Here is a 24945-nt window from a genome sequence, read left to right on the forward strand (position 1 = left end):
CCCTTTATAGTCAACATGACTCTTAAGGAGGCGGGCGTGAGCCTCGCAAGCATTCTCGAACCCCTGCAGCAGCCGCTCTTCACCGTCCTGGACACCCCGGTCAGCTGGACCGAGGTAATGGGATTCGGCAGCGGGGCGCTCTGCGTCTGGCTCGTCGCCCGTCAGCACCTCGCGAACTGGCCCATCGGCATCGCCAACAACCTGTTCTTCGTCCTGCTCTTCACGCAGGCGGGGCTCTACGCCGACGCCGGCCTCCAGATCGTCTTCATCACCCTCGCCGTGTACGGCTGGTGGACCTGGACCCACGGGGGTGGACCAGGCTCCGACGTCCTCCCGGTGCGCCGCACCACGCGCACCGAATGGACGTGGCTGATCACGGCGGGGGTGGTGGGGACCCTCGCACTCACCCTGCTGCTCGACCGCGTCACCGACTCGACCGTCCCCTTCTGGGACGCCCTGACGACCGCGCTCTCCCTCATGGCGACCTACGGCCAGTGCCGCAAGCGCCTGGAGTCCTGGTGGCTGTGGATCGCCGCCGACGTGGTCTACGTACCCCTGTACGCGTACAAGGAGCTGTACCTGACCTCCCTGCTCTACGTCGGCTTCATGACGCTCTGCGTCCTCGGCCTGCGCGGCTGGACCAAGGACCTCGCCGGGCGCCGCGCCCTCGCGGTGGAGGCCGCCGCGTGAAGCGCTACGGACACGGCCTGGTCCTCGGCAAGTTCTACCCGCCGCACGCCGGCCACCACCACCTCGTCAACGCCGCACTCGACCGCTGCGAGCGCCTCACCGTCCTCGTCTGCGCCTCCTCGGTGGAGTCCGTCCCGCTCGACGAGCGGGTCGCCTGGATGCGCGAGATCCACCCCGACGCCCTCGTCGTCGGAGCCGTCGACGACATCCCCGTCGACCTCCACGACCCCGACGTGTGGGACGCCCACATGGCCGTCTTCCGGGCCGCCGTGCCCGAGCACGTCGACGCCGTCTTCACCTCGGAGCCGTACGGGGAGGAGCTCGCCCGCCGGTTCGGCGCCGAGTCCGTCTGCGTCGACCCCGGACGCACCCGCTTCCCCGTCTCCGGCACCGCCGTCCGCGCGGACCCCGTCGGCTGCTGGGACTTCCTGGAGCCGCCGGTACGCTCCGCGCTCACCCGGCGCGTCGTCGTCCTCGGCGCCGAGTCCACCGGCACCACCACCATGGCCCTCGCCCTCGCCGACCACTACCGGCGGCGCGGCGGAGTCTGGGCGCGCACCCGGTACGTACCGGAGTACGGGCGCGAGTACAGCGAACTCAAGCTCGCCGAACTCCGCGCCGAACACCCCGACGCCACCTGGTCCGACGTCGCCTTCCACTCCGCCGACTTCCCCGTCATCGCCCAGCGCCAGGCCGAACTGGAGGAGGAGGCGGCGCGCGACGGCTCACCCGTGCTCTTCTGCGACACCGACGCCTTCGCCACCACCATCTGGCACGAGCGGTACATGGGCACCACCAGCCCCGCCACCGGCGAGATCGCCGCCCACGGCCGGCAGCACCTCTGGCTGCTCACCGACCACCGGGGCGTCGACTTCGAGGACGACGGGCTGCGCGACGGGGAGCACCTGCGGCCCTGGATGACCGCGCGCTTCCTCACCCAGCTCGCGCACAGCGGCCGCCGTACGGCCGTCCTCAGCGGCCCCCACGAGGAGCGGCTCGCGGCGGCGGTCGCCGCCGTGGACGGTCTCCTCGCCGAGGGCTGGCACCTCACCGACCCCCTTCCGGAGCGCCGATGACCGGTCACCGCGTGCCCGAGGGCTACGACCCGCACGCCTTCGAACCGTTCGCCGTCACCGTCGATCTCGCCGTCCTCACCCTCCGCGAGGACCGCCTCCACGTGCTGCTCGTCGAACGGGGCCAGGAGCCCTACGCCGGATCCTGGGCGCTCCCCGGCGGATTCGTGCTGCCCCGCGAGTCCGCCGAGGGGGCCGCCCGCCGGGAACTCGCCGAGGAGACCGGGCTCTCCGACGGCACCGTCGCCGGACTCCACCTCGAACAGCTCCGCACCTACAGCGAGCCGGACCGCGACCCGAGGATGCGGGTCGTCTCCGTCGCCTTCGCCGCCCTCGTACCGGACGCGCCCGAACCGCGCGGCGGCGGCGACGCGGCCCAGGCCCGGTGGATTCCGTACGGGACCCACGGACGGCTCGCCTTCGACCACGACCGCATCCTCGCCGACGCCCACGAACGGGTCGGCGCCAAGCTGGAGTACACCTGCCTCGCGACCGCCTTCTGCCCGCCGGAGTTCACCCTCGGCGAGCTGCGGCAGGTCTACGAGACGGTCTGGGGCGTCGAACTCGACCGCCCCAACTTCCGGCGCAAGGTCCTCACCACGCCCGGCTTCGTCCGGGCCGTCGAAGGACCTCCGCGCCTCACCGGCGGACGGGGGAAACCGGCCGCCCTCTACCGGGCGGGCGAGGCCACCACCCTCCACCCGCCCCTCCTGCGACCGGAAGGACGATCCACGTGAACCTCGCACGCACCGCGACCAAGCAGGCCGCGACCGGCTCCCTGATCGGGCTGGCACTCGGCGACGCGCTGGGCTTCCCGACCGAGTTCAAGGACGTGCCGTCGATCCTGGCCTCGTTCGGGCCCTGGCGGGAGATGCCACTGCCCCTCCGCGGCGGGACGGCGTACGTCACCGACGACACCCAGATGACCCTCGCCTTCGCCCGGGGCATCCGCACCGCCATGGACCGCGGAGTGCTCGCCCCGCCGCGGCTCGCCCGGCCCGTCCGGGACGAGTTCGTCGACTGGTACCACTCGCCGGAGAACAACCGCGCCCCCGGCAACACCTGCCTCCGCGCCTGCCTGCTCCTCGACGGCGACCGCCCCTGGCAGGACGCCAGCCAGATCCACTCCAAGGGCTGCGGCGCCAACATGCGGGTCACCCCCATCGGCCTCGTCCCCGGACTGAGCGACGAGCAGCGGGCGGGCGCCGCGCAGCTCCAGTCCGGGCTGACCCACGGTCACCCCACCGCGCTCGCCGCCTCCGACCTCACCGGCCGTGCCGTGTACCTCCTCGCCCAGGGCGTCGACCCGGCCGGCCTGGTCGGACAGCTCCGCTCGTACGCCTACGAGAACCGCGACCGCTACCACGAGCACTGGCTCGGCGACCTCTGGACCCGCTCGCAGGACCCCTCCGCCCTCTCCTTCATCCGCCGCGGCTGGGACGAGTGCCTGGCCGTCCTGGAGCGCCTGGACGCCGTCCAGCGCACCGCGGACCCGGAGCTCGACCCCTGCACGTACACCGGTGACGGCTGGATCGCCGAGGAGGCCCTCGCGACCGGGCTCCTCTCCTTCCTCCTCTTCCCCGACGAACCCCTCACCGCCCTCCGCCGGGCCGCCTGCACCCGCGGCGACTCCGACTCGATCGCCGCCCTCGCGGGCGCCTTCGCCGGGGCGCACCTCGGCGCCGACGCCTGGCCGAAGGAGTGGGAGGAGAACATCGAGTACCGGAGCGACCTGCTGACCCTCGGAGCGCTCTGGGACGCTTGATCCATGACGCTCTCCCTCGACTCCGCCGGGACCGCCGGTTCCGCCCTCGACGCCGACCTCGGCGCCGTCGTGTCCGAACAGCCCGACCCCCTGCTCTTCGCGACGGTCTCCGGCGCGCACCTGTACGGATTCCCGTCCCGCGACTCGGACGTGGACCTGCGCGGGGCGCACCTGCTGCCCGTGGACGCGCTGATCGGGCTGCGCGAGCCGGAGGAGACCCGCAGCCGGATGTGGGACCGGGACGGCGTCGAGATGGACCTCGTCACGCACGACCTGCGGAAGTTCGTCCGGCTGATGCTGCGCCGCAACGGCTATGTCCTGGAGCAGCTCACCTCCCCGCTCGTCGCGCACACCACGGAGACCCACGCGGAACTGGTCTCGCTCGTGCCCGAGGTGCTCACCCATCACCACGCCCACCACTACCGGGGCTTCGCCGGGACGCAGTGGCGGCTCTTCGAGAGCAGCGGCGAGCTGAAGCCGCTGCTCTACGCCTACCGGGCGCTGCTCACCGGCGTCCACCTCATGCGCGCGGGCGAGGTGCAGGCCCATCTGCCGACACTGGTCGAGGAGGTGGCCGAGGCACCCGCCCGGCTGCCGGACCTCGTCGCGGCGAAGGCCGCGGCCGAGCACGGTCTCGCGGAGGTGCCCGTCGAGGACGTACGGGCCGAGGTCGAGGCCCTGCACGGGGTGCTCGACGAGGCCCAGGCCGCGTCCGGTCTCGGGGAGTCGACGGCACGCGCCCACGACCTGCTGCACGATCTGGTCGTACGGGCGCGGCTGAGCGCTCCCTAGGCGCTGCCGGACGGGTGCTTGGGAGCCACCCGAGCGCCGGGTGGGCCCCGGAGTGCGACGAGCGTCGGACAGGACGCCTAGAGGACGTCGAGCGCCGAGGTGCGCCGCGCGCGGATCAGGAAGTCCTGCACGCGCGCGTGGTCCGGGGCGGCCGGGAGCGGGGTCGTGTCGAGGGCGCGGTCGGCCTCCTCCTGGAGCCGGTTCATCCAGGACTCCACCTCGGTCCAGGACACCTCGCCGCGCTTGACCGCGAGCAGCCGCTCGCGGTCCTCGCCGACGTCGATCCGGAGCTCGCCCGAGCGCAGCAGGTCGCGGCAGCTGGTCAGGAGCCGCAGCAGGTGCATGGCGTGCTTCCAACGGGGGTGGCCGTACTGGCGGACGTCCGCGTCGAGCTTGCGGCGCTGGCCGCCCGCGTACCGGACGAAGGTCTGGTGGGCCTGCCGGGAGAGGAAGGCGTCGCGCAGCGAGAGCAGTTCGCGGCCGAGGTCGTCGATGTGCTCGACGACGGGGGAGTGGAGACACTCCAGGACGTTCGGGTTGTTGCGCAGGGCCAGCTCGCAGAACCGTTCCAGCTCCCAGCTGAACTGCTCCTCGCCCGGCCCCTCCACATGCGCGGGGGGCTTGTCGAAGTGCCAGAACAACGGCGTCGGGGCGAGGTACACGCCCCGGACGTCCGTGTCGCTGCCCTCGGTCGCGAGTCCGAAGGCGCGCGAGCCCATGACACAGGAGTAGATCGTGTGTGCGCGCACCAGCTCGTCCGGAGTCATGCGGGTCAGGCTACGTGAGGATGATCGAGTCCCCCGAGACGGTGATCCGCTCCGCAGGGAGGGGGCGGGGAGCCGGTCCCGCGACCACGGCGGCGTCGGTGATGCGGTACTTGGAGCCGTGACAGGGGCAGTCGATGGTGCCGTCCGCGACCTTGTTCACCAGACAGCCCTGATGGGTGCAGACGGCCGAGAACGCCTTGAACTCACCGGCCGTGGGCTGGGTGACGACCACCTTCTCCTTGTCGAAGACCGTGCCGCCGCCGACCGGGATGTCGGAGGTCTTGGCCAGGGCCGTCCCGGTGGGGGACGGAGTGGGGCTCGGAGCCGCACTCGTGGTGACCGTGGCCGCCGGAGCACTCGTGCCGGGGGTGCTCGGGGCGGCCGGGGCGCTGGTGGCCGTACCCCCGTCGCCCCCGTCGTCCGAGCCGCAGCCCGTCGTCAGGGCCGCGGTGGAGGCGAGCAGGACGGTACGGCGAGTCGTGGCGCGTGAAGTCATGCCGCCAGCTTGGCGCCGAGCCCCCGCCGGGTCCCGCAACACGCCTACGCCCGGGCGGTCAGCTCCCTCGCACGGCCGTCCGCGTCCCGCCGTACCTCCAGGACCGAGGTCACCGCCTCCCGCTCGACCGGCCCGTACACATGGGGGAAGAGCGTCTCCCCCGAACCCTCCCAGCGGACCTCCCCGCCCAGCCGGTCCTCGTCGATCACGAGTACGAGGAGCGGGCCGGCCACGTCCCGGTAGCGGGCGTCGGCGATCACGAGGGCCGCGGCCTCGTCCGGCGAGCAGTGGACGAAGCCCTCGGCGGCGAGGGACGGCGGGGCGTAGGGGGCGTCCGGAGCGGCCGACCAGTCGGCCAGCGGTACGACGTGCAGCAACATGCCGACAGTTCTACCCCGCGGGGGCGGCGGACCGGGCGGGTACCCCGAGTGGCGGAGTGTCCCGGTCCGGGTGACATTGGGCCTGTTCCGAACCGGACGAAAGGCAGGACCACGGCGGGAAACGACCTCGGCTCGCTGCCGCGGGCCGTCGACAGGCCGACCCCCACCGGATCGGTGCCCCAGGGCTCCCCGGAGGACGTCATCCGCCGACAGCGGCTCTGACGGCCCCGGGGCCGTCCAGGCAGGGGCCGCGACGCTCCTCCGTCTCGGAGGGCGGGCGCCGCGACGCCCCGGCCCCACCGCTGACTAGGCTGAACGGAGCACTGACGCAGGCGAAGGAGCACGACGTGGCGGTACGAGCGGTCCGAGGCGCCGTCCAGCTGGAGCGGGACGAGGCCGGACACATGCGCGAGCAGGTCGAGGAGCTCCTCACCGCGGTCCTGGAGCGCAACGGGCTCACCGCCGACGACCTCATCAGCATCTGGTTCACGGCCACGCCCGATCTGCACAGCGACTTCCCCGCCGCCGCGGCCCGGCACATCGGGATCGTCGACGTACCCCTGATCTGCGCACAGGAGCTCGACATCGAGGGCGCCATGCCGAGGGTCGTCCGGCTGCTCGCCCACGTCGAGACCGAACTGCCCAAGTCCCGGATCGCGCACGTCTACCTCGGCGCCGCGGCCGCCCTGCGCAAGGACATCGCCCAGTGAGAACAGCCCTCGTCATCGGCACCGGACTGATCGGCACCTCCGCCGCGATCGCCCTCGCGGGCCGGGGCGTCACCGTCCACCTCCGGGACCACGACCCGGAGCGCGCCCGCACGGCCGCCGCGCTCGGCGCGGGCACCGACGAGGCGCCCGAAGGGCCGGTGGACCTCGTCGTCGTCGCCGTACCCCCCGCGCACGTGGCAGCCACCCTCGACGAGGCCATGACCGCCGGACTCGGCCGCGGCTACCTGGACGTGGCCAGCGTCAAGGGCGGGCCGAAGCGGGAGCTCGAGGCGCGGGGCCTCGACCTCACCGCGTACATCGGCTCGCACCCCATGTCCGGCAAGGAACGTTCGGGCCCGCTCGCGGCGACCGCCGACCTCTTCGAGGGACGGCCCTGGGTCCTCACCCCGACCCGCGACACCGACACCGAGGTCCTGAACCTCGCCCTGGAGCTCGTCGCACTCTGCAGGGCCGTCCCCGTGGTCATGGACGCCGACGCCCACGACCGGGCGGTCGCCCTGGTCTCCCACACCCCGCAGCTCGTCTCGTCGATGGTCGCCGCACGCCTGGAGGAGGCCGACGAGTCGGCCGTACGGCTCTGCGGACAGGGCATCCGGGACGTCACCCGGATCGCCGCCTCCGACCCGCGCATGTGGGTGGAGATCCTCTCCGCCAACCCGGGCCCCGTCGCCGACGTCCTCGCGGGCGTCGCCGCCGACCTCGACGAGACCGTCCGCGCCCTGCGCTCCCTGCAGTCCGCCGACGAGGACGAGCGCCGCGACGGCGCCTCGGGCGTCGAGGACGTCCTGCGCCGCGGCAACGCCGGCCGCTCCCGCGTCCCCGGCAAGCACGGCGCCGCGCCCACCGCCTATGAGACCGTCGCCGTCCTCATCAGCGACCGGCCGGGTGAGCTCGCCCGCATCTTCGCCGACGCGGGCCGCGCGGGGGTCAACGTCGAGGACGTCCGCATCGAGCACGCGACCGGCCAGCAGGCGGGTCTGGTCCAGCTCATGGTGGAGCCCTCGGCGGCCCAGGTCCTCGGCGCCGCCCTCCAGGAGCGGGGCTGGGCGCTGCGTACGAGCTGACGGCGGACGGGCCCCGTGGCGGGCGGGACCCGTGCCGCGGACGGGGCCCGAGTGGTCGGCGAGGTCCGCTCCCGGCCCTCCGGGAGCGGCCCCGGCACGGGCTGGGCCGAACGGGTGCGTGGGACTCGGTAACCTTGGGGAGGCCCCCTGCATCTCCGCCGGGTCCCGCCACTCACCCAGGAAGGTGTTCCCACCGTGGAATCCGTGATCGTCGCCATCGACGGGCCCTCCGGCACGGGCAAGTCCAGCACCTCGAAGGCGGTCGCCGCCAAGCTGGGGCTGAGCTACCTCGACACCGGCGCCCAGTACCGGGCGATCACCTGGTGGATGATCAGCAACGGGGTGGACGTCCACGACGCCGAGGCCGTCGCCAACGCCGCCGCCAAGCCGGTCATCGTCTCCGGCACCGACCCGGCCCGGCCCACCATCACCGTCGACGGCGCCGACGCCGCCGGCCCCATCCGTACCGAAGAGGTCACCTCCAAGGTCAGCGCCGTCAGCGCCGTCCCCGAGGTGCGGGCGCTCATCACCGAGCTCCAGCGGAGCATCGCCAAGGGCGCCGAGTACGGCATCGTCGTCGAGGGCCGGGACATCGGCACCACCGTCCTCCCCGACGCCGACCTGAAGATCTTCCTCACCGCCTCGCCCGAGGCCCGCGCCGCCCGCCGCTCCGGCGAGCTCAAGGGCGTCGACGTGCACGCGACGAAGGAAGCCCTGATCAAGCGGGACGCGGCCGACTCCAGCCGCAAGACCTCCCCGCTGGCCAAGGCCGACGACGCCGTCGAGGTCGACACGACCGAGCTCACCCTCGACCAGGTCATCGAGTGCGTCGTCACCCTGGTGGACGAGAAGAGGACGGCCGCGAAGTGACCCTGCCCTCAGGGAGGGGCGCCGCCGTCGGCAGACGCATCGGCATCGGGCTGATGTACGGCTTCTGGAAGCCGCGCGTCCTCGGAGCCTGGCGGATGCCGGCCTCCGGCCCCGTCATCCTCGCCGTCAACCACGCGCACAACATCGACGGCCCCATGCTCATGGGCACCGCCCCGCGTCCCGTGCACTTCCTGATCAAGAAGGAGGCGTTCGTCGGACCGCTCGGCAGCTTCCTGGAGGGCATCGGGCAGGTCAAGGTGGACCGCCACGGCACCGACCGCAAGGCCATAGGCGACGCCCTGGGCGTCCTGGACCAGGGCGGCGTCCTCGGAATCTTCCCCGAGGGCACCCGGGGCGACGGCGACTTCGCCTCGCTCCGCGCGGGCCTGGCGTACTTCGCCCTCCGCAGCGGCGCGCCGATCGTCCCGGTCGCCGTCCTGGGAAGCACCGAGCGCCGCGGACGGTTGGTGAAGGCACTGCCTCCGCTGCGCGGCCGTGTCGACGTCGTCTTCGGTGACGCCTTCGACGCGGGGGACGGCTCCGGCCGTCGCACCCGCAAGGCACTGGACGAGGCCACCGTACGAATCCAGGGGAAGCTCACCGACCACCTGGAAAACGCCAGGCGCCTCACCGGGCGCTGAGCGAGACTCTCAGTAGTGGGCCCCGCGGCCCGGGGACCCACCGACCACGAATGATCAAGGAACGGACTTCATGAACGACCAGCACGACCACGGGGCACTTGGCGACGCCGAGTACGCGGAGTTCATGGAGCTCGCCTCCGAAGAGGGCTTCGACGTCGAAGAGGTCGAGGGCGCGATCGAGGAGGCCGGCCACGGCCCGCTTCCCGTCCTCGCCGTCGTCGGCCGTCCGAACGTCGGCAAGTCGACCCTGGTGAACCGCATCATCGGCCGCCGCGAGGCCGTCGTCGAGGACAAGCCGGGTGTCACCCGCGACCGCGTCACCTACGAGGCCGAATGGGCCGGGCGCCGCTTCAAGGTCGTCGACACCGGCGGCTGGGAGCAGGACGTCCTCGGCATCGACGCCTCCGTCGCCGCCCAGGCCGAGTACGCCATCGACGCCGCCGACGCCTGTCTCTTCGTCGTGGACGCCACCGTCGGCGCCACCGACACCGACGAGGCCGTCGTCAAGCTGCTCCGCCGCTCCGGGAAGCCGGTCGTCCTCGCCGCGAACAAGGTCGACGGACAGTCCGGCGAGGCCGACGCCACCACGCTCTGGTCCCTGGGCCTCGGCGAGCCGTTCCCCGTCTCCTCGCTGCACGGCCGCGGCACCGGTGACCTCCTCGACGAGGTCCTGAAGGCGCTGCCCGAGGCCCCCGAGCAGCGCTTCGGCAACGCGGTCGGCGGCCCGCGCCGCATCGCCCTCATCGGCCGTCCGAACGTCGGCAAGTCCTCCCTGCTCAACAAGGTGGCGGGCGAGGACCGGGTGGTCGTCAACGAGCTGGCCGGCACCACCCGCGACCCGGTCGACGAGCTCATCGAGCTCGGCGGTGTGACGTGGAAGTTCGTCGACACCGCGGGCATCCGCAAGAAGGTCCACCTCCAGGAGGGCGCGGACTACTACGCCTCCCTGCGGACCGCGGCCGCCATCGAGAAGGCGGAGGTGGCCGTCATCCTCATCGACACCACCGACAACATCTCGGTCCAGGACCAGCGCATCATCACGACGGCGGTCGAGTCGGGCCGTGCCATCGTCATCGCCTACAACAAGTGGGACGAGCTCGACGAGGAGCGCCGCTACTACCTCGAGCGCGAGATCGAGACCGAGATGCAGCAGGTCGCCTGGGCGCCCCGGGTCAACGTCTCGGCCAAGACCGGCCGCCACATGGAGAAGCTGGTCCCGGCGATCGAGACCGCCCTCGCCGGCTGGGAGACCCGCGTCCCCACCGGCCGGCTCAACGCCTTCCTCGGTGAGATCGTCGCGGCCCACCCGCACCCGATCCGCGGCGGCAAGCAGCCCCGCATCCTCTTCGGTACGCAGGCGGGCACCAAGCCGCCCCGGTTCGTGCTCTTCGCCTCGGGCTTCCTGGAGGCCGGCTACCGCCGCTTCATCGAGCGCCGCCTTCGTGAGGAGTTCGGCTTCGAGGGCACCCCGATCCACATCTCGGTGCGTGTGCGCGAGAAGCGCAGCCGCAAGAAGTAACCCCCATGGGGTGAGACCTCGGGCAGGACCTCGGGGCGACACCCCGGGACGGGAACGGCGGAGGGCCGGGGCGATCGCGCCCCGGCCCTCCGCCGTTCCCCCGGTGATGCCGTCAGAAGCCCCTGCGGGGGCCCGGTGGCAGCGCCGCCTGCGTATGCGTGGGGGATGAGTGCTGCGCCGACCACGCCGTCGGATACGCCGACGTGTGACGGTGTCCCTGCCCATGTCCGTACACGCCCGTGCTCACCGCCGTACCGAAGGCCCGGAAGCTCAGCCCCTCCTCGCCGCTGCGGTCACCCGGCAGCGTGCGGAACGACCTGCGGTACTCCGAGTACAGGGCGTCGTAGATCGGCGTGGGCGAAGGCCCCGCCGCGACGTCCTGCGCCGGGCGCATCGAAGGGATCTGACTCGGATACGGCTGGGGGAAGGGGTCGTATGCGTGCACGTAGGTGCCAACGACCCCGCCGCCCGTCGGATGCGGGCGGCTCTCCGAATGGGGCGCCCGCCGGGGACGCGGAACGGCCGGGACCCCCGGACCCGCGGAGCCCGTCGGCCCCTTCGGTACGCCGGAGACCCGCGCCCACCCTATGCCCGGCCGGACGTCGTCCATCAGGTACCGGCCAGCGGCATCGCGGCGGCGACCAGACGCCCGTTCGCCGCGGCCTTCTCCAGCGCGTCCCGCAGCAGGTCCTCGCGCGGCTGCTGGCCGATCGAGCCCACCGGGGCGGCGAAGACCAGCACCGTGTGCGACTTGTTGGCCGCCGCGCGCCAGCCCTCGGTGACCTGGAGCGGCTGGTGGGCCTGCCACCAGGCGGCCTGCCCGGCGCCGCCGGGACCCGGCTGGAGCACGGAGTGCAGCTGGCCCATGGCGACCAGGACCGACCAGCCCGGCAGCACCGCGGGCCGCTCGTCGAGGTCCATGACCTGCTGGAAGCCCTGGTCGGCCAGGAGCGGCAGGAACTCGTCGGTGAGGCCGTCCGAACCCGGACGGGCCACCGGGGCGGTCGGCTCCACGACCAGCGCCGGGTGCAGCTCGCCCTCGATCAGGACGAGACCGCTGGTGACCCCGAGCACGGCCTGCTCGGGGTGGGCGGCGGACAGCGCGTCGGCGGTGTCCGAGGCCGTGATGGAGGCGACGGCGCCCTGGAGCTGCTCCTCGGCGACCCGGACGACCTGCGACGGAATGCAGCTGGCGTGGGCGAACGCGAGGACCGCGGTCTCGTCGCCGACGAACAGCACCGTGCTGGTGCGCTCCTGCTCGGAGTCCCCCGGCGTGCGGCAGGAGGTGCAGTCGTAGCTGCCCGGGGCGTTGTCGCCGGCGAGCAGCCGGTCCGCTTCTTCGTCGCCGATCTCGGCGCGTACGTCCTCGCTGACGTCGAGCATGCGCGGCACGGGGGGCTCCCTGGACTCGGTACGGGGGAACGCCGGGCCGTTCCCGGTCGTCCATGCCGAGTTCAACGGGTCAGGCTCGGCCGGGGTCACGCGCGGAAGCGAGGCAAGTTGCCACCGGCTCGTGCGGAGGGGCGGGTGACTCCGACCGGGTGGGGTGTGAACAGTGTTCCGCGCGGCACGGGCCGGGGGTGTCGGGACGCTGCCTAGCCTGCCCCGATGTCGAAGATCCGATTTTGGACGACCGGTTCCCTCGTGGTGGCGTCCGCGGCCGCGCTGCTGACCCTGGTCCCGGCACCCGCCCAGGCCCGGGACGTCCCCGGCGGCTCCCGGGACACGGCCACCGTGCTCCGGAACGTGTCCGACAGGCTCCGCGCGGCCGCCGCCGTGCCCTCGTACGCCTGTGCCGAGGACCAGTGGCCGTGGGGCTGCGTCGCCGAGTGCGAGAGCAGCGGCCGCTGGCACGTCAACACCGGCAACGGCTTCTACGGCGGACTCCAGTTCTGGCACCCCACCTGGGTCGAGCACGGCGGACTGAAGTACGCCCCGCGCGCCGACCTGGCGACCCGGCCGCAGCAGATCACCGTCGCGGAGGAGGTGCTCCGCACCCAGGGGTGGGGGGCCTGGCCCGTCTGCTCCAAGCGGTACGGCCTGAGCGGGCGCGTCCACACCGTCCAGCGCGGCGACACCCTCAGCTCCATCGCCCATCGCTTCGGGATCAAGGGCGGCTGGCGGGCGCTGTACGCGGCGAACCGGAGCCTGATCGGGGCGGACCCGAACCGGGTCGTCGTGGGGACGATGCTGCGGATCGCGCCGCTCTGACCCTTCCGGACCCGGTCCCGGTCATCGGCGGGCCAGCTCGGCCGGCTCCCCGCTGAACACGAGGGAGCCGCGCCGCAGCTCGTGCACCAGCGACCCCCGGGGCAGGCCGTCCGGGACGCGCTGCTCCGCCAGGACCACGGCCGCGCCGCCCTCCACGGCGAGCGCCGTGAGCCACCGGTACGTACGGGCCGCGACCGGCGGGGCCAGACCGAGCGAGGGCTCGTCGACCAGCACCACGCGCGCGCGTGCCGCGAGAAAGGCCCGGGAGAGGGCCAGCATGCGGCGCTCCCCACCGGAGAGGGTTCCGGCGGGCCTGTCCAGGAGAGGGACGAGTTCGGGGTACGGCGGCGGGGTCGCGGTGTCGGGCGTCGCGGCTCCGGGGACGTGGAGTCGCCGGGCCGCGCCGTCGGGGGCGGCGGATCGCCGTGCCGGGCCTCCGGGGGCGGATCGCCGGGCCGGGCCTCCAGTGGCGGCGAGGGCCAGGTTCTCGGCGACGGTGAGGGTCGCGTACACCGCCTCCAGGACCGGTACGAAGCACAGCCCCCGGCGTGCCCGTTCGTGGGCCGACAGCCGGGTCGCGTCCGAGCCCCGCCACAGGACCCGGCCCGCCGAGAGCCGTACGGTGCCGGCCAGGGCGCGCAGGGCCGTCGTACGCCCCGAGCCGTTGCGGCCGAGCAGAACGGTGACCGTACCGGCCGGGACGGGCAGGTCCAGGCCGTGCAGGGCCTCCAGGGGGCCGTAACGGACCCGTGCGGCGCGCAGGGCGATCTCGACGCTCATGACACGATCCGGCCGCCTTCCATGGTGTGCACCGTGTGGGCGATCCCGGCGACGAGATCCGGATCGTGCTCCACGACGAGGACGGTCAGGCCGTCGGCGGCCAGCGCGGCGAGGATCCGCGCGAGCGCGGCCGTCTCGGCGGCGTCGAGACCGGCGGAGGGCTCGTCCAGGAGCAGGGTGTGCGGCTGTCCGGCGAGCGCCCGGGCCAGTTCGACCCGGCGCAGGGTTCCGGTCGGCAGGCCGGCCGCCGTCTCGTGCCGTACGGGTCCGGCGAGGCCCAGCAGCCGCAGGCTCCGCTCCACGGCGGCGGGGTCGCTCCGGACGTGCCCCTGCTCCTCGCCGAGGCGGACGTTCTCCTCGACGGTGAGGGAGGGGAAGACGGCGAGCCGCTGGAAGGTCCGGGCGATGCCGAGCCGGGTCCGGGCGTGGGCGGAACGGCCGGTGATGTCGGTGCCGTCGAGCGTGATCCTGCCCCGGCGGGGGCGGAGGGTTCCGGCGAGACAGTCGAAGAGGGTGGACTTGCCGGCGCCGTTGGGCCCGACGAGAGCGGTGACGCGGGAGGGGGAGAGGTCGAGGGTGATGCCGGCGAGGGCGGTGACCCCTCCGGGGTAGGTGAGGGTGAGGTCGTGGGCGCGGAGGCGGGGGACGGGGGTCGCCGTGGGCGGTGCGGGTGCACCGCCGGGCGCGGCGGCGCGGGGACCCGTCCGGTCACCGGCCGGCCGGGGACGGCCGGCCGCACCACCCGTGCGGCCGAGAGGGGAACGCGCGGGCTCCCCCGTGGAGGGCGCGGCGCCGTCGGCGGGCGACGGGGGGAGGCCGGGAGCCGGCCCGGCCGACGGACCGGTGTCCTCCGGCGGGCCTGCGCCGCCCGCCCGGCCTGTGCTGTCGATCGGCGGGCCGGTGTCGATCGTCCGGCCTGAGCCGTCGACCGACGGCCCCGTGTCGACCGTCCGGCCCGTGTCGACCGTCCGGCCGGTGTCCTCCCGGGCGGGTGGTCGGTGCCGGCTTCGGACTCCCCGGCTCCGGGGCCTCGTCCGGGGGAGCAAGGTCGTGAGTGGGGGGACGCGTGCCGTCAGGGCGGCCAGGAGGCCCAGGGCGGCGGCTGCCGTGCCCGCGTGGGGGCCCGCGTCCAGAGTGGTCAGCAGCGCGGCCGCGGCCAGGGGGGTGAGGAGGCTGTCGGCGCCCAGGACCAGGACCGCCGCGAACCAGAGCAGGCCGCGGACCGGGTCGTACGCCTCCGGGTCGAAGGCCCGCAGCCCCATGCCGAGGAGGCCGCCGCCGAGGGCCGCCAGGGCCGCGCCCAGGACGAAGGCGAGGAGCTTCAGGCGGGGGACGGCGACGCCCGCCGCCTCCGCCCCCGGTTCGTGGTCCCGCAGCGCGGCGAGCGCCCGGCCCGTGCGGCCCCGGCGGAGGGCCGCCACCAGGGCCAGGCAGCCCGCGAGGAGGAGCAGTTCGAGGGCGTAGAAGGCGCGGTCGTCGGTGAAGCCGGCCGGCCGGCCGAGGGACAGGCCGGCCGTCGCGTAGGGCTGGGTGAGGACGAAGCGGCTCACCGCGACGCCGGTCGCCAGCGTCACGAGCGCCAGCGCCAGACCGTGCCGGCGGATCGCCGGCCAGCCCGTCAGCAGGCCCACCGCGCCGACCAGCGGCACGGCGAGGCCGAGGGCCGGGAGGGCCGGTACCCCGCCCGCCGCGAGCAGCGCCGTGAACAGGGCGCCCAGGCCCGCGTACGCCGCCTGGCCCAGCGCGATCTGGCCGCCCCGGCCGGCCACCACGACCAGGGACAGCAGGATCACCGACAGGGCCGGGACCTGGATCGCCGTGTGCAGGTCGGAGCCCGCGAAGCCGAGCGGGAGGAGGAACAGGATGCCCACGACGAGCCACACGCCCCCGGGCAGCGGCTCGGAGCGCACCGGCGGCGGCAGCGCGTCCCGGCCCTTGCCGCCGATCCCCGGCAGGACGAGCGCCGCGACCAGGAGCGCCACCACGAACAGGTTCGCCCCGACGGCCTGGAGCAGCGGGGCGGCCCAGCCCCCGGGGTGCAGCCGGGTCAGCTGGGCCTGGGCGACGCCGATCGCGAGCGCGGCCGCCACGGCGACCGGCAGGGACCGCATCCGGGCGATGACGGCGACCGCGACGACCTCGACGACGAGCAGCGGCATCCCGTACGGGTCGAGCCGTACGTAGGGGGCGAGCAGCACGCCGGTGAGCCCGGCCGTGAACGAGCCGAACGCCCAGCCGGCCGCCGCGACCCGGTCCGCGTCGATCCCGGCGAGCACCGCGAGCGGCCTGTTGTCGATCACGGCCCGCAGCTCCCGCCCGAACCGGGTCCACCGGGTCACCGCCCCCACCAGGCAGGCGAGCGCCACCACCGCCCCGAGCTGCGCCCAGGGGTCGTCGCCGAGGAGCACCGGGGCGTCGTCCCGCGCCCCCGGGCCCCACAGGAGCACCGCCGTGCCCACCAGCAGGACGAAGACGCCGATGGAGGCGACCAGGGCCTGTGCGGGGTTCGCCCCCCGGCGCGCGAGGGGCCGGAACACCGCGCGGTCCAGGACGAGCCCGATGCCGGGGGCGACCACCAGGAGGGTGACGAGGGCCCCGAGCGGCAGCGGCCACCCCCGGACGACCACCAGCTGGCGCAGCACGTACGCGCAGATCATGGCGACGGCGCCGTGCGCCAGATTCAGCACGCCGGTCGCCCGGTAGGTGACGACCAGGCCGATCCCGGTGAGCGCGGCGGCGCTGCCGACCGCGAGGCCGGCGAGCGTCAGTTCGTAGGTCAGGGAGGACATCAGGGGGGCCAGGGCTCACAGACCGGGCAGGGGGCCAGGGCGGCCTCTCCCGCCTCCACCGCCTCCGGTTTGCCCGCGACCAGCGGGCAGTCCGGCCGGTGCGCGAGTGTTCCGCCCGGGACCCGGAGCGGGGGGCCGTCGGAGGAGGGCGGGGGAGTCTCCTCCGTCGCGCCGGAGGCCTCCGGGCCGCCCGCCCGCGGCTCCGGGGGGCGTACGGGAACCGTGTACGCCGCCATGACGAGCACCGCGCCCGCCACGATCAGCGCCGCCCCCGGAACCGTGCACGAGGCCAGGTAGGGCAGCTGCCGCTCGGCGAACCGCTCGCCGGAGATCCCGTACCAGCCGAGCACGCAGAGCACCGCGCCTCCGGCGGCCGCGGAGAGGCCGCTCCACAGCAGGATCCGGGATGTCGGCACAGCGGCCTCCCTCGTCGACTTTCCCGCCGGTTCATCTGGCCTATGTCTCGATCTTGCACTATGTACCGATACGTCCCACCCTGGAAGCATCGGACCGCACGGCCCGGAGGAACACCCGGTGGTGAACCAGATGCCTTTCGCCCGACTCGGCCGACGCCCCCGGCTCGCCGCCCTCGCGGCCGCCGCCGTCCTCCTGCTCGCGCCGGCCGTCGCCTGCTCCGACGACGGCGAGGGCCGCTCGGCCGACATCGAGACATCGGCCCCGGCCGCCACGGCGACCGCGCCCCCGGCCGCCGACGAGCCCGACGACCCGGCCGCGGCACAGGCGGAGATCACCGAGAACTGGACGGCGTTCTTCGACCCGAAGACCCCCACGGCCGAGCGGGTGAAGCTGCTGGAGAACGGTGAGCGGATGCAGGCGGTCCTCGGCGCCTTCGGCGGCGACAAGAACGCGGCGGCGACCTCGGCGAAGGTCACCGGCGTCGAGTTCACCTCCGCCACCGGGGCGAACGTGACGTACGACCTGCTGGTCGGCGGAGCCCCGGCCCTGCCCGACGCCCAGGGCACCTCCGTCCTCCAGGACGGCACCTGGAAGGTCTCCGTGAAGACCCTGTGCGGCCTGGTCGAGCTGAGCGGTGTCACCGTCCCGGGCTGCTGAGGCGGGAGCGGCGCTGCTCCTGGCCCTGCTGCTGCTTCTCCTCACGGCCTGCGGCAGCCGGCTCCCGGAGCACGCCTTCGAGACGCGGCCCACCGCCCACCCCTCCGGCGGTGAGCCGCTCCGCGTCGGGATCATCACCAGCGCCACCAGCCCGGTCGGCGGACAGGCCTTCACCGGACCGCGCGACGGAGCCCGCGCCTACTTCGACGCGCTCAACGCGCGCGGCGGCCTCGACGGGCGCCGGATCGAGGTCGAGACCTGCGACGACGGCGGCAGCGGCGTCGGCAACAACGCGTGCGTGCACCGGCTGATCGACGAGCGCCGGGTCTTCGCCCTCGTCGCCACCACCGCCCTCACCTACGCCGGCGCACCCCTCGTCGCCCGCGCCGGCGTCCCCGACATCGGCGGCCAGCCCCTCACCCCCGCCTACGACACCTACCCCCACCTCTACGGGATCTACGGCAGCTCCGCCCCGCGCACCGGGAAGGAACCCGGCTGGGACGGGGTCCTGTACGGCGGCACCGAGGTCTACCGGTGGTTCGCGCGCGAGCGGAGCGCGAGGACCGCCGCCGTCGTCTCCTACAACCAGGCCGCGTCCGCCGCGTACGCCCGGCTGGTCGTCCGGGGGCTGCGCGCCGAGGGCTACCGGGTCGTCGAGGAGCAGGTCGACTTCGCGCTCCCCAACTTCCGCGCGGTCGCGGCCGATCTGCGGGCCCAGCACGTCGACGTCCTCTTCGACGCCATGGACACCCACGGCAACGTGCGCCTGTGCGAGGCGATGGAGACCCTCGGGGTCCGCGTCGACGCCAAGGTCACCCATGTGCAGAACTGGTCCTCGTCCGTCGCCCGCGACTACGCCCGCGCACCCGGCTGCCGGGACACCCTCTGGGTGACCGGCTCCTCCCGCAACCACCAGGACACCGGGCATCCGGCGGTCCGCGAGTTCCGCACGGCGATGGGCGACCGGCCGCTGACGCAGTGGCAGCTGGAGGGGTGGGCGGCGGCCATGTGGTTCACCGACGCCGCCCGCTCCTGCCTCGGCGAGGGCGGGCCGACCCGCGCGTGCGTGGAGCGGTTCATGAACCGTCCGGAGCCGTACACCGCACGGGGGCTGCTGCTCCCCGTCCGCTACGAACGGCTGCCGCGACCGCCCGCGACCCGTAACGCCTGCCTCTCCGTGGCCCGTTGGCAGGACGGCCGGGGCTGGGTGAGCCAGGGCGAGATGACGGAGAACTGCGCGACCGTGCCCCAGCTCGGATACCGCCCGTGATCCCCGCCCGGCTACCGCCCGTGAGCGACGGCCCGGGCTCGGCAGTACAGTCGAGCGACCGATCAACTGACCGGGGGGAACCGGCAGCGCGATGCGTATCTCCTTTCTGCTCCACAACGGCTACCACTACGGCGGCACGATCCGGACGACGTTCACCCTCGCCGAGGAACTGGCGGAACGTCACGAGGTCGAGATCGTCTCGGTGTTCCGCCACCGCGACCGCCCACTCCTCGGCCTGCCCTCCGGGGTGACCCTGCGCCACCTCGTCGACCTGCGCGAGGACAGCCCCGGATACGACGGCGACCACCCCGACTTCCACCGCCCCGCCGAGGTCTTCCCACGCGGCGACGGACGATGGAAGCAGTACAGCGCGCTCACCGACACCCGGATCGGGGAGCATCTGCGCGGCGTGGAGGCCGACGTCCTCGTCGGCACCCGCCCCGGGCTCAATGTGCACCTCACCCGGCAGGCCCGGCGCGGGCCGGTCCTCGTCGGCCAGGAGCACCTGATACTGGACGGCCACACCTTCCGGCTGCGCCGGGACATCGGCCACGAGTACGCGCTCCTCGACGCCGTCACGACGGTCACCGAGGCGGACGCCCGCGCCTATCGGAGGCTCGGGCTGCCCGGCGTACGCGTCCATTCCGTGCCCAACAGCGTGCCCGCGCCCTCGGTGCCGCCCGCCGACCCCGCGGCGAAGACCGTCGTCGCGGCCGGCCGGCTGACCCGGGTCAAGCGGTACGACCTGCTGATCGACGCCTTCGCCGAGGTGGCGGCCGACCACCCGGACTGGAGACTGCGGATCTACGGCACCGGCGACGCGGTCCAGGACGTGAAGGCACCGCTGATCCGGCAGATCAAGGAGCGGGGGCTCGGCGAGCAGGTCTTCCTCATGGGTTCGGTGACCCCGCTGGAACCGGAGCTGGCCAAGGGCTCGATCGCCGCCGTGACCTCGCGGAGCGAGTCCTTCGGCATGACCATCGTCGAGGCGATGCGCTGCGGGCTCCCGGTCGTCTCCACCGACTGCCCGCACGGGCCGCGCGAGATCATCGCGGACGGGGTCGACGGGTTCCTGGTGCCGGTCGACGACGTCGCCGCGTACGCGCGGACGCTCCGCCGGCTCGTCGAGGACGACGAGCTGCGCGCCAAGACGGCCCGGGCGGCGCTCGACGCCTCCGAACGCTTCGACCCGGCCCGGATCGCCGCCCGGCACGAGGCGCTCTGGACGGAGCTCGTCGAGCGGGGCGCGAGCCTGCGCGGCCACCCCCGGGGCCGGGTGACCCTGCACCGGGGGGTCGGCCGGGCCGTCGACGCGGTCTACACCCTGAAGGCGAAGGCGGGCCGGCTGGTCCGCCGCCTCCGCTGACACGGCGGAGCACATCACTCGTCCCTTCCGCCCTCGCATCGAGGACAGAAGTCGTCCGCGAGGGCTGACAGACTCGGGGCCATGTTGGAGACCTCCGCACGGCTCTTGCGCCTGCTCTCACTGCTCCAGGCCCACCGTGAGTGGTCCGGTGCCGACCTCGCCGAACGGCTCGGGGTCACGTCCCGGACCGTCCGGCGGGACGTCGACCGCCTCCGGGAACTCGGATACCCGGTCAACGCGAGCCCCGGGACCGGCGGCGGCTACCAGCTCGGCGCCGGCGCCGAACTGCCGCCGCTGCTCCTCGACGACGAGGAGGCCGTCGCCGTCGCGGTCGGCCTGCGCGCCGCCGCCGGGCAGGGCGTCGAGGGCATCGGCGAGAGCTCCGTACGCGCCCTGGCCAAGCTGGAACAGGTGCTCCCCGGACGGCTGCGGCGCCGGGTGAGCGCCCTGAACGCCTTCACCGTGCCGATGCTGCGCACGCCGCGCGAGCGGATCGACCCGGCCGTGCTCACCGAACTCGCCAACGCCTGCCGGGACACCGAGCGGCTGCGCTTCGAGTACCGCGACCACGGCGGGGCGACCACCCGCAGGACCGTGGAGCCGCACCGCCTGGTGTGCAGCGAGCGCCGCTGGTATCTGGTCGCCTGGGACGTGGACCGGGCCGACTGGCGCACCTTCCGGGCCGACCGGATCGTGCCGACGCCCCCGCACGGCCCCCGCTTCACACCGCGGCAGCCGCCCGCCGAGGACCTGGCCGCCTATGTGTCGAAGGGGGTGTCCACCGCCGCGTACGCCACCGAGGCGACGATCCGGCTGCACGTGCCGCTCGCCGAGGCCGCCGCGGCCGTCGGCGCCGCCGACGGCGTCCTGACGGCGGAGGGGGAGCACACCTGCCTGCTGCGCACCGGCGCCCACAGCCTCGACGTGATGGTGATCCATGTGTCGCTGATCGGCTTCGAGTTCGAGGTGCTCGACCCGCCGGAGCTGGTCGACCGGGTGCGGGCGCTCAGAGATCTGTTGTCCCGGGCTCTCGACCGCTCGGCCGGCGCTCCGGCGGAGGGCTCGTGATCCGCGTCCGCTCGTAGGAGGCGAACTCCGGGTGGTGCAGGTCGAAGGCCGGCGACTCGGAGCGGATCCGGGGCACGGCGGCGAAGTTGTGCCGGGGCGGCGGGCAGGAGGTCGCCCACTCCAGTGAGCGCCCGAAGCCCCAGGGGTCGTCCACGTCGACCTCGGGCGCGTACAGGGCGGTCCGCCACACGTTGTAGAGGAACGGCAGGGTGGACGCGCCGAGCAGGAAGGCGCCGATGGTCGACACGGTGTTGAGGGCGGTGAAGCCGTCCGCCTCCAGGTAGTCGGCGTACCGCCGTGGCATGCCCTCGGCGCCGAGCCAGTGCTGCACCAGGAAGGTCAGGTGGAAGCCGACGAAGAGCGCCCAGAAGTGAATCTTTCCGAGCCGCTCGTCGAGCATGCGGCCGGTGAACTTCGGCCACCAGAAGTAGAAGCCGGCGAAGGTCGCGAAGACGACCGTGCCGAACACCGTGTAGTGGAAGTGGGCGACCACGAAGTACGAGTCGGTGACGGCGAAGTCCATCGGTGGCGAGGCGAGGATCACCCCGGTGAGGCCGCCGAAGAGAAAGGACACGAGGAAGCCGACGGACCAGAGCATCGGGGTCTCGAAGGAGAGCGAGCCCCGCAGCATCGTCCCGGTCCAGTTGAAGAACTTCACCCCGGTGGGCACGGCGATGAGGAACGACAGCAGTGAGAAGAACGGCAGCAGCACCGCCCCCGTCGCGAACATGTGGTGGGCCCAGACGACCACCGACAGGCCGGTGATGGCCATGGTGGCGGCGATCAGGGTCGTGTACCCGAAGATCGGCTTGCGGGCGAAGACGGGGATGATCTCGCTGACGATCCCGAAGAACGGCAGCGCGATGATGTAGACCTCGGGGTGCCCGAAGAACCAGAAGAGGTGCTGCCAGAGCAGCGCCCCGCCGTTCTCGGGCTGGAAGACCACGGAGCCGAGGCGCCGGTCCGCCTCCAGGACGAGCAGCGCCGCCGCGAGCACGGGGAAGGCGACGAGCACCAGGATCGTCGTGAAGAGCACGTTCCAGGTGAAGATCGGCATCCGGAACATGGTCATGCCCGGCGCCCGCATCCCGATGATGGTCGCGAGGAAGTTCACCGAGGTCAGGATGGTGCCGAAGCCGGAGAGCGCGAGCCCCATGATCCACAGGTCGACGCCGATGCCGGGGGAGCGCTCCAGGCTGTTGAGCGGGGCGTAGGCGGTCCAGCCGAAGGCGGCCGGGCCGGTCGGGGTGAGCAGCGCGCCGATCACCATCAGGCCACCGAAGAGGAACAGCCAGTACGAGAACATGTTCAGCCGGGGGAAGGCGACGTCGGGCGAGCCGATCTGGAGCGGCACCAGCTCGTTGGCGAAGCCGGCGAAGGTGGGCGTGGCGAAGAGCAGCAGCATGATCGTGCCGTGCAGGGTGAAGGCCTCGTTGAACTCCTGGTTCGTGATCAGCTGGAGTCCGGGGCGGGCCAGCTCGGCCCGCATCAGCATCGCCATGAGCCCGGCCACCAGGAAGAAGACGAACGAGGTCACCAGATAGAGGTGGCCGATCTTCTTGTGGTCGGTCGTGGTGAGCCAGTCGATCAGCACCCGGCCGTGCCGCTGCTGGGCCGTTTCGACGGTCGCGGTCGCTGTCCCGTTGCCCATCCCGGTTCCTCCGCCTCGCCGTCGTCCCGGCTCCGCGTCTCCGGGCGTCCGGACAGCGTAAGCATTGTGTAAGGGAAGAGTGAGCGGCTCGCGCGCGCGTCGCCGAGACAATTCGGGGCGGGCGGTGCGGCAAGAGGGAATTGCCTCTGCCTTATCGGCAGTTCCGGTCTCTTCGTGTGAACTGCTGGATGTACTCCGGAATTACTGGAGAAACGGCCGGAAACCGGCCCTTCGGGTGACCGGGGGCATGGCAAACATATGTCGAGAACTTGTGACACAAGCGTGACCGCCAAGGTACTAACGTGAGGGTCATGGCACCCACATCGCGCACTCCCGAACCGCCCCGCGACACCCCCGAGTCCTATGTGGGCCTGGACGCGGAAGGCGCCGCACAGCTCGCGAGGGCACGGGGCTGGAGCACCGTCAGGTCCCTGCCGCCGGGCTCGATCATCACGATGGAGTACCTGCACGGACGCATCAACTTCGAGGTCGAGGACGGCACGGTCACCCGCTGCTGGACCGGCTGAGGAGCCGTACTCGATCCCGCCGCACCCCGGCCCGGAGCACGCGGCGCCGAGTCCGGCGCGTGTCGTTCCCGAGGACGCGGAAAGGGCCCCGGCCGTCTCGGCCGGGGCCCTTTCCGTACGCGCGGAGGGGTGTCGTCGTGGTCAGCTGCGGGTCGCCGGGGCGCGGCCGCCGGCCACTCCCACGGTCTCCCGCACCGGCTCCTCGGAGCCGGCCGGACGCGGCGGGAAGAACCCCGGGCGCGGACCGCCGGAGGCCACGGGCAGCGAGGGCACCAGACGGCGACGGTCCCGCAGACGCTCCCGGACCCGGTCGCGTGCGGCGAGGATCCACGACTCCGCCACGGCGAGGACCGGCTCGCACCAGGGCAGCGCCAGGAGCACGAGGAGCCCGGCGGCCCAGCCCAGCAGCACATCGCTCAGCCAGTGGGTGCCCAGGTAGACGGTGGTGAGTCCGACACCGAGCGCGACCACGGCGGAGAGCGCCGACAGATAGCGCCTGGCCCTCGGAGTGGTCGCCAGATAGGCGAGGATGCCCCAGGTCACGACCGCGTTCGCGGTGTGACCCGAGGGGAATATGTCGCCGCCCGCGAAGAGCTCGGCGGAGCCGACCTGGGTCGCGTAGTGGGGACCGAGGCGGCCGAGTCCGAGCTTGACCGCGCCGACCGAGACGTTGAGCAGCAGAAGGGCGGCGCCGAGGCAGAGCAGGGGCCGCAGGGTGTGCTGGCGCCAGGAGCGCCAGCCCAGCCACGCGGCCACCATGACGGCCGTGGGGCCGCGCTGACCGAGGACGACGTAGTAGTCGAGGAAGCCGTGGATCTCCGGCCACTGCTGGTAGGGCCGGAAGAGCATGATCTTCCAGTCGAGGGTCACCAGCCACGTCGAGAGCAGCACGGCGACGACCATGACGAGATAGAACGCCGACGTCCCGCCGAAGAGGGCGAGACGCGTGCGGGTCATCCGCGGGACCTCTATCTTCGGCGGTTCCGGCTCCCGGTCCAGCCGGGCAAAGATGTCGGTACGCACCCAATCGACGTTACAGGGAGTGAGAAGCCGAGCCGGTCGATCCGGTCCCTTCGTGATGTTGATGTGATGTGGAGTAGGTCTCAGCGGCCGACCTATTACCGGCGTCGGTCGGGAAATCGGATGACCTTCCGCCCTATTGTCGAGGGTGGGATTCCGGAAGAGTGTTTGAACGCAAGGGAATTACTTCAAACAGGTGTCCGTACGGAATTCCATGCGACGCGCAGGTCCGCCCGAGTGGCGTACGCCACACCGCGAGGCCCGCCGGGGTGAGAGCTGCACCACGCGCTCGGGGCTTGAACTCGCGTACGCTGACGGCTCACTCGCCCGTCGATGCCGGGCCGCCCCAGGGGCATAAGCCCTGGTCGGGGCCCGCCGAGCGCGAGAGCTTCACTGGGAGG

Annotated in this window: 25 protein-coding genes; 16 read left to right on the forward strand and 9 right to left on the reverse strand. The window is 73.2% G+C overall.

Annotated elements, in window-relative coordinates; genetic code table 11:
- Window positions 1-36 precede the first annotated feature (36 nt).
- Genes pnuC through ACH4MY_RS21625 form a run of 5 tightly spaced genes read left to right on the forward strand, consistent with a single transcriptional unit; the run spans window position 37 to window position 4320 of the window.
- Window positions 37-690 carry a nicotinamide riboside transporter PnuC gene (gene pnuC / locus ACH4MY_RS21605; protein WP_398005339.1) on the forward strand — a complete coding sequence of 218 codons (654 nt, stop codon included), beginning with the start codon at window positions 37-39 and terminating at the stop codon, window positions 688-690.
- Window positions 687-1766 (forward strand): AAA family ATPase, encoded by a 1080-nt coding sequence (locus ACH4MY_RS21610; protein ID WP_398005340.1) that lies wholly within the window; start codon window positions 687-689, stop codon window positions 1764-1766. The genes pnuC and ACH4MY_RS21610 overlap by 4 nt, the downstream gene beginning before the upstream one ends.
- Window positions 1763-2500: an NUDIX hydrolase gene (locus ACH4MY_RS21615; RefSeq protein WP_398005341.1), complete on the forward strand. Its 738-nt coding sequence runs from the start codon at window positions 1763-1765 to the stop codon at window positions 2498-2500. The genes ACH4MY_RS21610 and ACH4MY_RS21615 overlap by 4 nt, the downstream gene beginning before the upstream one ends.
- Window positions 2497-3528 (forward strand): ADP-ribosylglycohydrolase family protein, encoded by a 1032-nt coding sequence (locus tag ACH4MY_RS21620; protein WP_398005342.1) that lies wholly within the window; start codon window positions 2497-2499, stop codon window positions 3526-3528. Before ACH4MY_RS21615 ends, ACH4MY_RS21620 begins: the two co-directional genes overlap by 4 nt.
- Before the next feature lie 3 nt (window positions 3529-3531).
- Complete coding sequence (locus ACH4MY_RS21625; protein WP_398005343.1) at window positions 3532-4320, forward strand: DNA polymerase beta superfamily protein; 789 nt, start codon at window positions 3532-3534, stop codon at window positions 4318-4320.
- A 77-nt stretch (window positions 4321-4397) separates the two neighbouring features.
- Here ACH4MY_RS21625 and ACH4MY_RS21630 read toward each other — a convergent pair whose 3' ends face one another.
- The 3 genes from ACH4MY_RS21630 to ACH4MY_RS21640 are packed head-to-tail and all read right to left on the reverse strand — an operon-like array spanning window position 4398 to window position 5963.
- Window positions 4398-5087, reverse strand: coding sequence for a DNA polymerase beta superfamily protein (locus tag ACH4MY_RS21630; protein ID WP_398005344.1), 690 nt, complete (start codon window positions 5085-5087; stop codon window positions 4398-4400).
- A gap of 10 nt (window positions 5088-5097) precedes the next feature.
- The gene (locus ACH4MY_RS21635; protein ID WP_398005345.1) at window positions 5098-5583 is read right to left on the reverse strand and encodes a Rieske 2Fe-2S domain-containing protein; all 486 of its coding nucleotides are present in this window, start codon (window positions 5581-5583) and stop codon (window positions 5098-5100) included.
- Window positions 5584-5627: 44 nt separating this feature from the next.
- The gene (locus ACH4MY_RS21640) at window positions 5628-5963 is read right to left on the reverse strand and encodes a DUF952 domain-containing protein (protein ID WP_398005346.1); all 336 of its coding nucleotides are present in this window, start codon (window positions 5961-5963) and stop codon (window positions 5628-5630) included.
- A gap of 347 nt (window positions 5964-6310) precedes the next feature.
- Here ACH4MY_RS21640 and aroH point away from each other — a divergent pair, with 347 nt between their 5' ends.
- The 5 genes from aroH (at window position 6311) to der (ending at window position 10788) form a co-directional block, all read left to right on the forward strand.
- On the forward strand, window positions 6311-6673 hold the full coding sequence (gene aroH / locus ACH4MY_RS21645; protein ID WP_398005347.1) for a chorismate mutase: 363 nt from the start codon (window positions 6311-6313) through the stop codon (window positions 6671-6673).
- Window positions 6670-7758, forward strand: coding sequence for a prephenate dehydrogenase (locus tag ACH4MY_RS21650; RefSeq protein ID WP_398005348.1), 1089 nt, complete (start codon window positions 6670-6672; stop codon window positions 7756-7758). The genes aroH and ACH4MY_RS21650 overlap by 4 nt, the downstream gene beginning before the upstream one ends.
- A 204-nt stretch (window positions 7759-7962) precedes the next feature.
- Complete coding sequence (cmk, locus tag ACH4MY_RS21655) at window positions 7963-8628, forward strand: (d)CMP kinase (RefSeq protein WP_398005588.1); 666 nt, start codon at window positions 7963-7965, stop codon at window positions 8626-8628.
- Window positions 8629-8681: 53 nt separating this feature from the next.
- The gene (locus ACH4MY_RS21660; RefSeq protein ID WP_398005589.1) at window positions 8682-9269 is read left to right on the forward strand and encodes a lysophospholipid acyltransferase family protein; all 588 of its coding nucleotides are present in this window, start codon (window positions 8682-8684) and stop codon (window positions 9267-9269) included.
- 70 nt (window positions 9270-9339) lie between these two features.
- On the forward strand, window positions 9340-10788 hold the full coding sequence (gene der / locus ACH4MY_RS21665) for a ribosome biogenesis GTPase Der (RefSeq protein WP_398005349.1): 1449 nt from the start codon (window positions 9340-9342) through the stop codon (window positions 10786-10788).
- A 609-nt stretch (window positions 10789-11397) separates the two neighbouring features.
- Here the strand turns inward: der and ACH4MY_RS21670 are convergent.
- Window positions 11398-12180: a hypothetical protein gene (locus ACH4MY_RS21670; RefSeq protein WP_398005350.1), complete on the reverse strand. Its 783-nt coding sequence runs from the start codon at window positions 12178-12180 to the stop codon at window positions 11398-11400.
- Between the two features lie 216 nt (window positions 12181-12396).
- On the opposite strand from ACH4MY_RS21670, the gene ACH4MY_RS21675 reads away from it, so the two are divergent.
- Window positions 12397-12999 carry a transglycosylase family protein gene (locus tag ACH4MY_RS21675; RefSeq protein ID WP_398005351.1) on the forward strand — a complete coding sequence of 201 codons (603 nt, stop codon included), beginning with the start codon at window positions 12397-12399 and terminating at the stop codon, window positions 12997-12999.
- 21 nt (window positions 13000-13020) lie between these two features.
- On the opposite strand, the gene ACH4MY_RS21680 is transcribed toward ACH4MY_RS21675, so the two are convergent.
- From ACH4MY_RS21680 to ACH4MY_RS21690, 3 genes are read right to left on the reverse strand one after another with little or no spacing between them, the layout of a single operon-like run.
- Entirely contained in the window at window positions 13021-13779 is a 759-nt protein-coding gene (locus ACH4MY_RS21680; RefSeq protein WP_398005352.1) for an ATP-binding cassette domain-containing protein, read from the reverse strand.
- The gene (locus ACH4MY_RS21685) at window positions 13776-16568 is read right to left on the reverse strand and encodes an ATP-binding cassette domain-containing protein (protein ID WP_398005353.1); all 2793 of its coding nucleotides are present in this window, start codon (window positions 16566-16568) and stop codon (window positions 13776-13778) included. Before ACH4MY_RS21685 ends, ACH4MY_RS21680 begins: the two co-directional genes overlap by 4 nt.
- Entirely contained in the window at window positions 16568-16984 is a 417-nt protein-coding gene (locus tag ACH4MY_RS21690) for a hypothetical protein (RefSeq protein WP_398005354.1), read from the reverse strand. Before ACH4MY_RS21690 ends, ACH4MY_RS21685 begins: the two co-directional genes overlap by 1 nt.
- Window positions 16985-17114: 130 nt before the next feature.
- On the opposite strand from ACH4MY_RS21690, the gene ACH4MY_RS21695 reads away from it, so the two are divergent.
- From ACH4MY_RS21695 to ACH4MY_RS21710, 4 genes are all read left to right on the forward strand, one after another.
- Window positions 17115-17642 (forward strand): hypothetical protein, encoded by a 528-nt coding sequence (locus ACH4MY_RS21695; protein WP_398005590.1) that lies wholly within the window; start codon window positions 17115-17117, stop codon window positions 17640-17642.
- Window positions 17620-18912 (forward strand): ABC transporter substrate-binding protein, encoded by a 1293-nt coding sequence (locus ACH4MY_RS21700; protein WP_398005355.1) that lies wholly within the window; start codon window positions 17620-17622, stop codon window positions 18910-18912. Before ACH4MY_RS21695 ends, ACH4MY_RS21700 begins: the two co-directional genes overlap by 23 nt.
- Window positions 18913-19003: 91 nt before the next feature.
- Window positions 19004-20278, forward strand: coding sequence for a glycosyltransferase family 4 protein (locus ACH4MY_RS21705; protein WP_398005356.1), 1275 nt, complete (start codon window positions 19004-19006; stop codon window positions 20276-20278).
- Window positions 20279-20359: 81 nt separating this feature from the next.
- A complete protein-coding gene (locus ACH4MY_RS21710; RefSeq protein WP_398005357.1) occupies window positions 20360-21346 on the forward strand; it encodes a helix-turn-helix transcriptional regulator in 987 nt (328 codons plus the stop codon).
- On the opposite strand, the gene ctaD is transcribed toward ACH4MY_RS21710, so the two are convergent.
- Window positions 21285-22997 (reverse strand): cytochrome c oxidase subunit I, encoded by a 1713-nt coding sequence (gene ctaD, locus ACH4MY_RS21715; RefSeq protein WP_398005358.1) that lies wholly within the window; start codon window positions 22995-22997, stop codon window positions 21285-21287. The genes ACH4MY_RS21710 and ctaD overlap by 62 nt on opposite strands.
- A gap of 311 nt (window positions 22998-23308) precedes the next feature.
- Between ctaD and ACH4MY_RS21720 the strand changes: the two genes are divergently transcribed.
- On the forward strand, window positions 23309-23524 hold the full coding sequence (locus ACH4MY_RS21720) for an I78 family peptidase inhibitor (RefSeq protein ID WP_398005359.1): 216 nt from the start codon (window positions 23309-23311) through the stop codon (window positions 23522-23524).
- A 141-nt stretch (window positions 23525-23665) separates the two neighbouring features.
- Here the strand turns inward: ACH4MY_RS21720 and ACH4MY_RS21725 are convergent, their stop codons facing one another.
- Window positions 23666-24481 (reverse strand): phosphatase PAP2 family protein, encoded by an 816-nt coding sequence (locus ACH4MY_RS21725; RefSeq protein ID WP_398005360.1) that lies wholly within the window; start codon window positions 24479-24481, stop codon window positions 23666-23668.
- Between the last annotated feature and the right edge of the window lie 464 nt (window positions 24482-24945).

Source organism: Streptomyces sp. NPDC017246, assembly GCF_044331325.1.
Classification (GTDB): domain Bacteria; phylum Actinomycetota; class Actinomycetes; order Streptomycetales; family Streptomycetaceae; genus Streptomyces.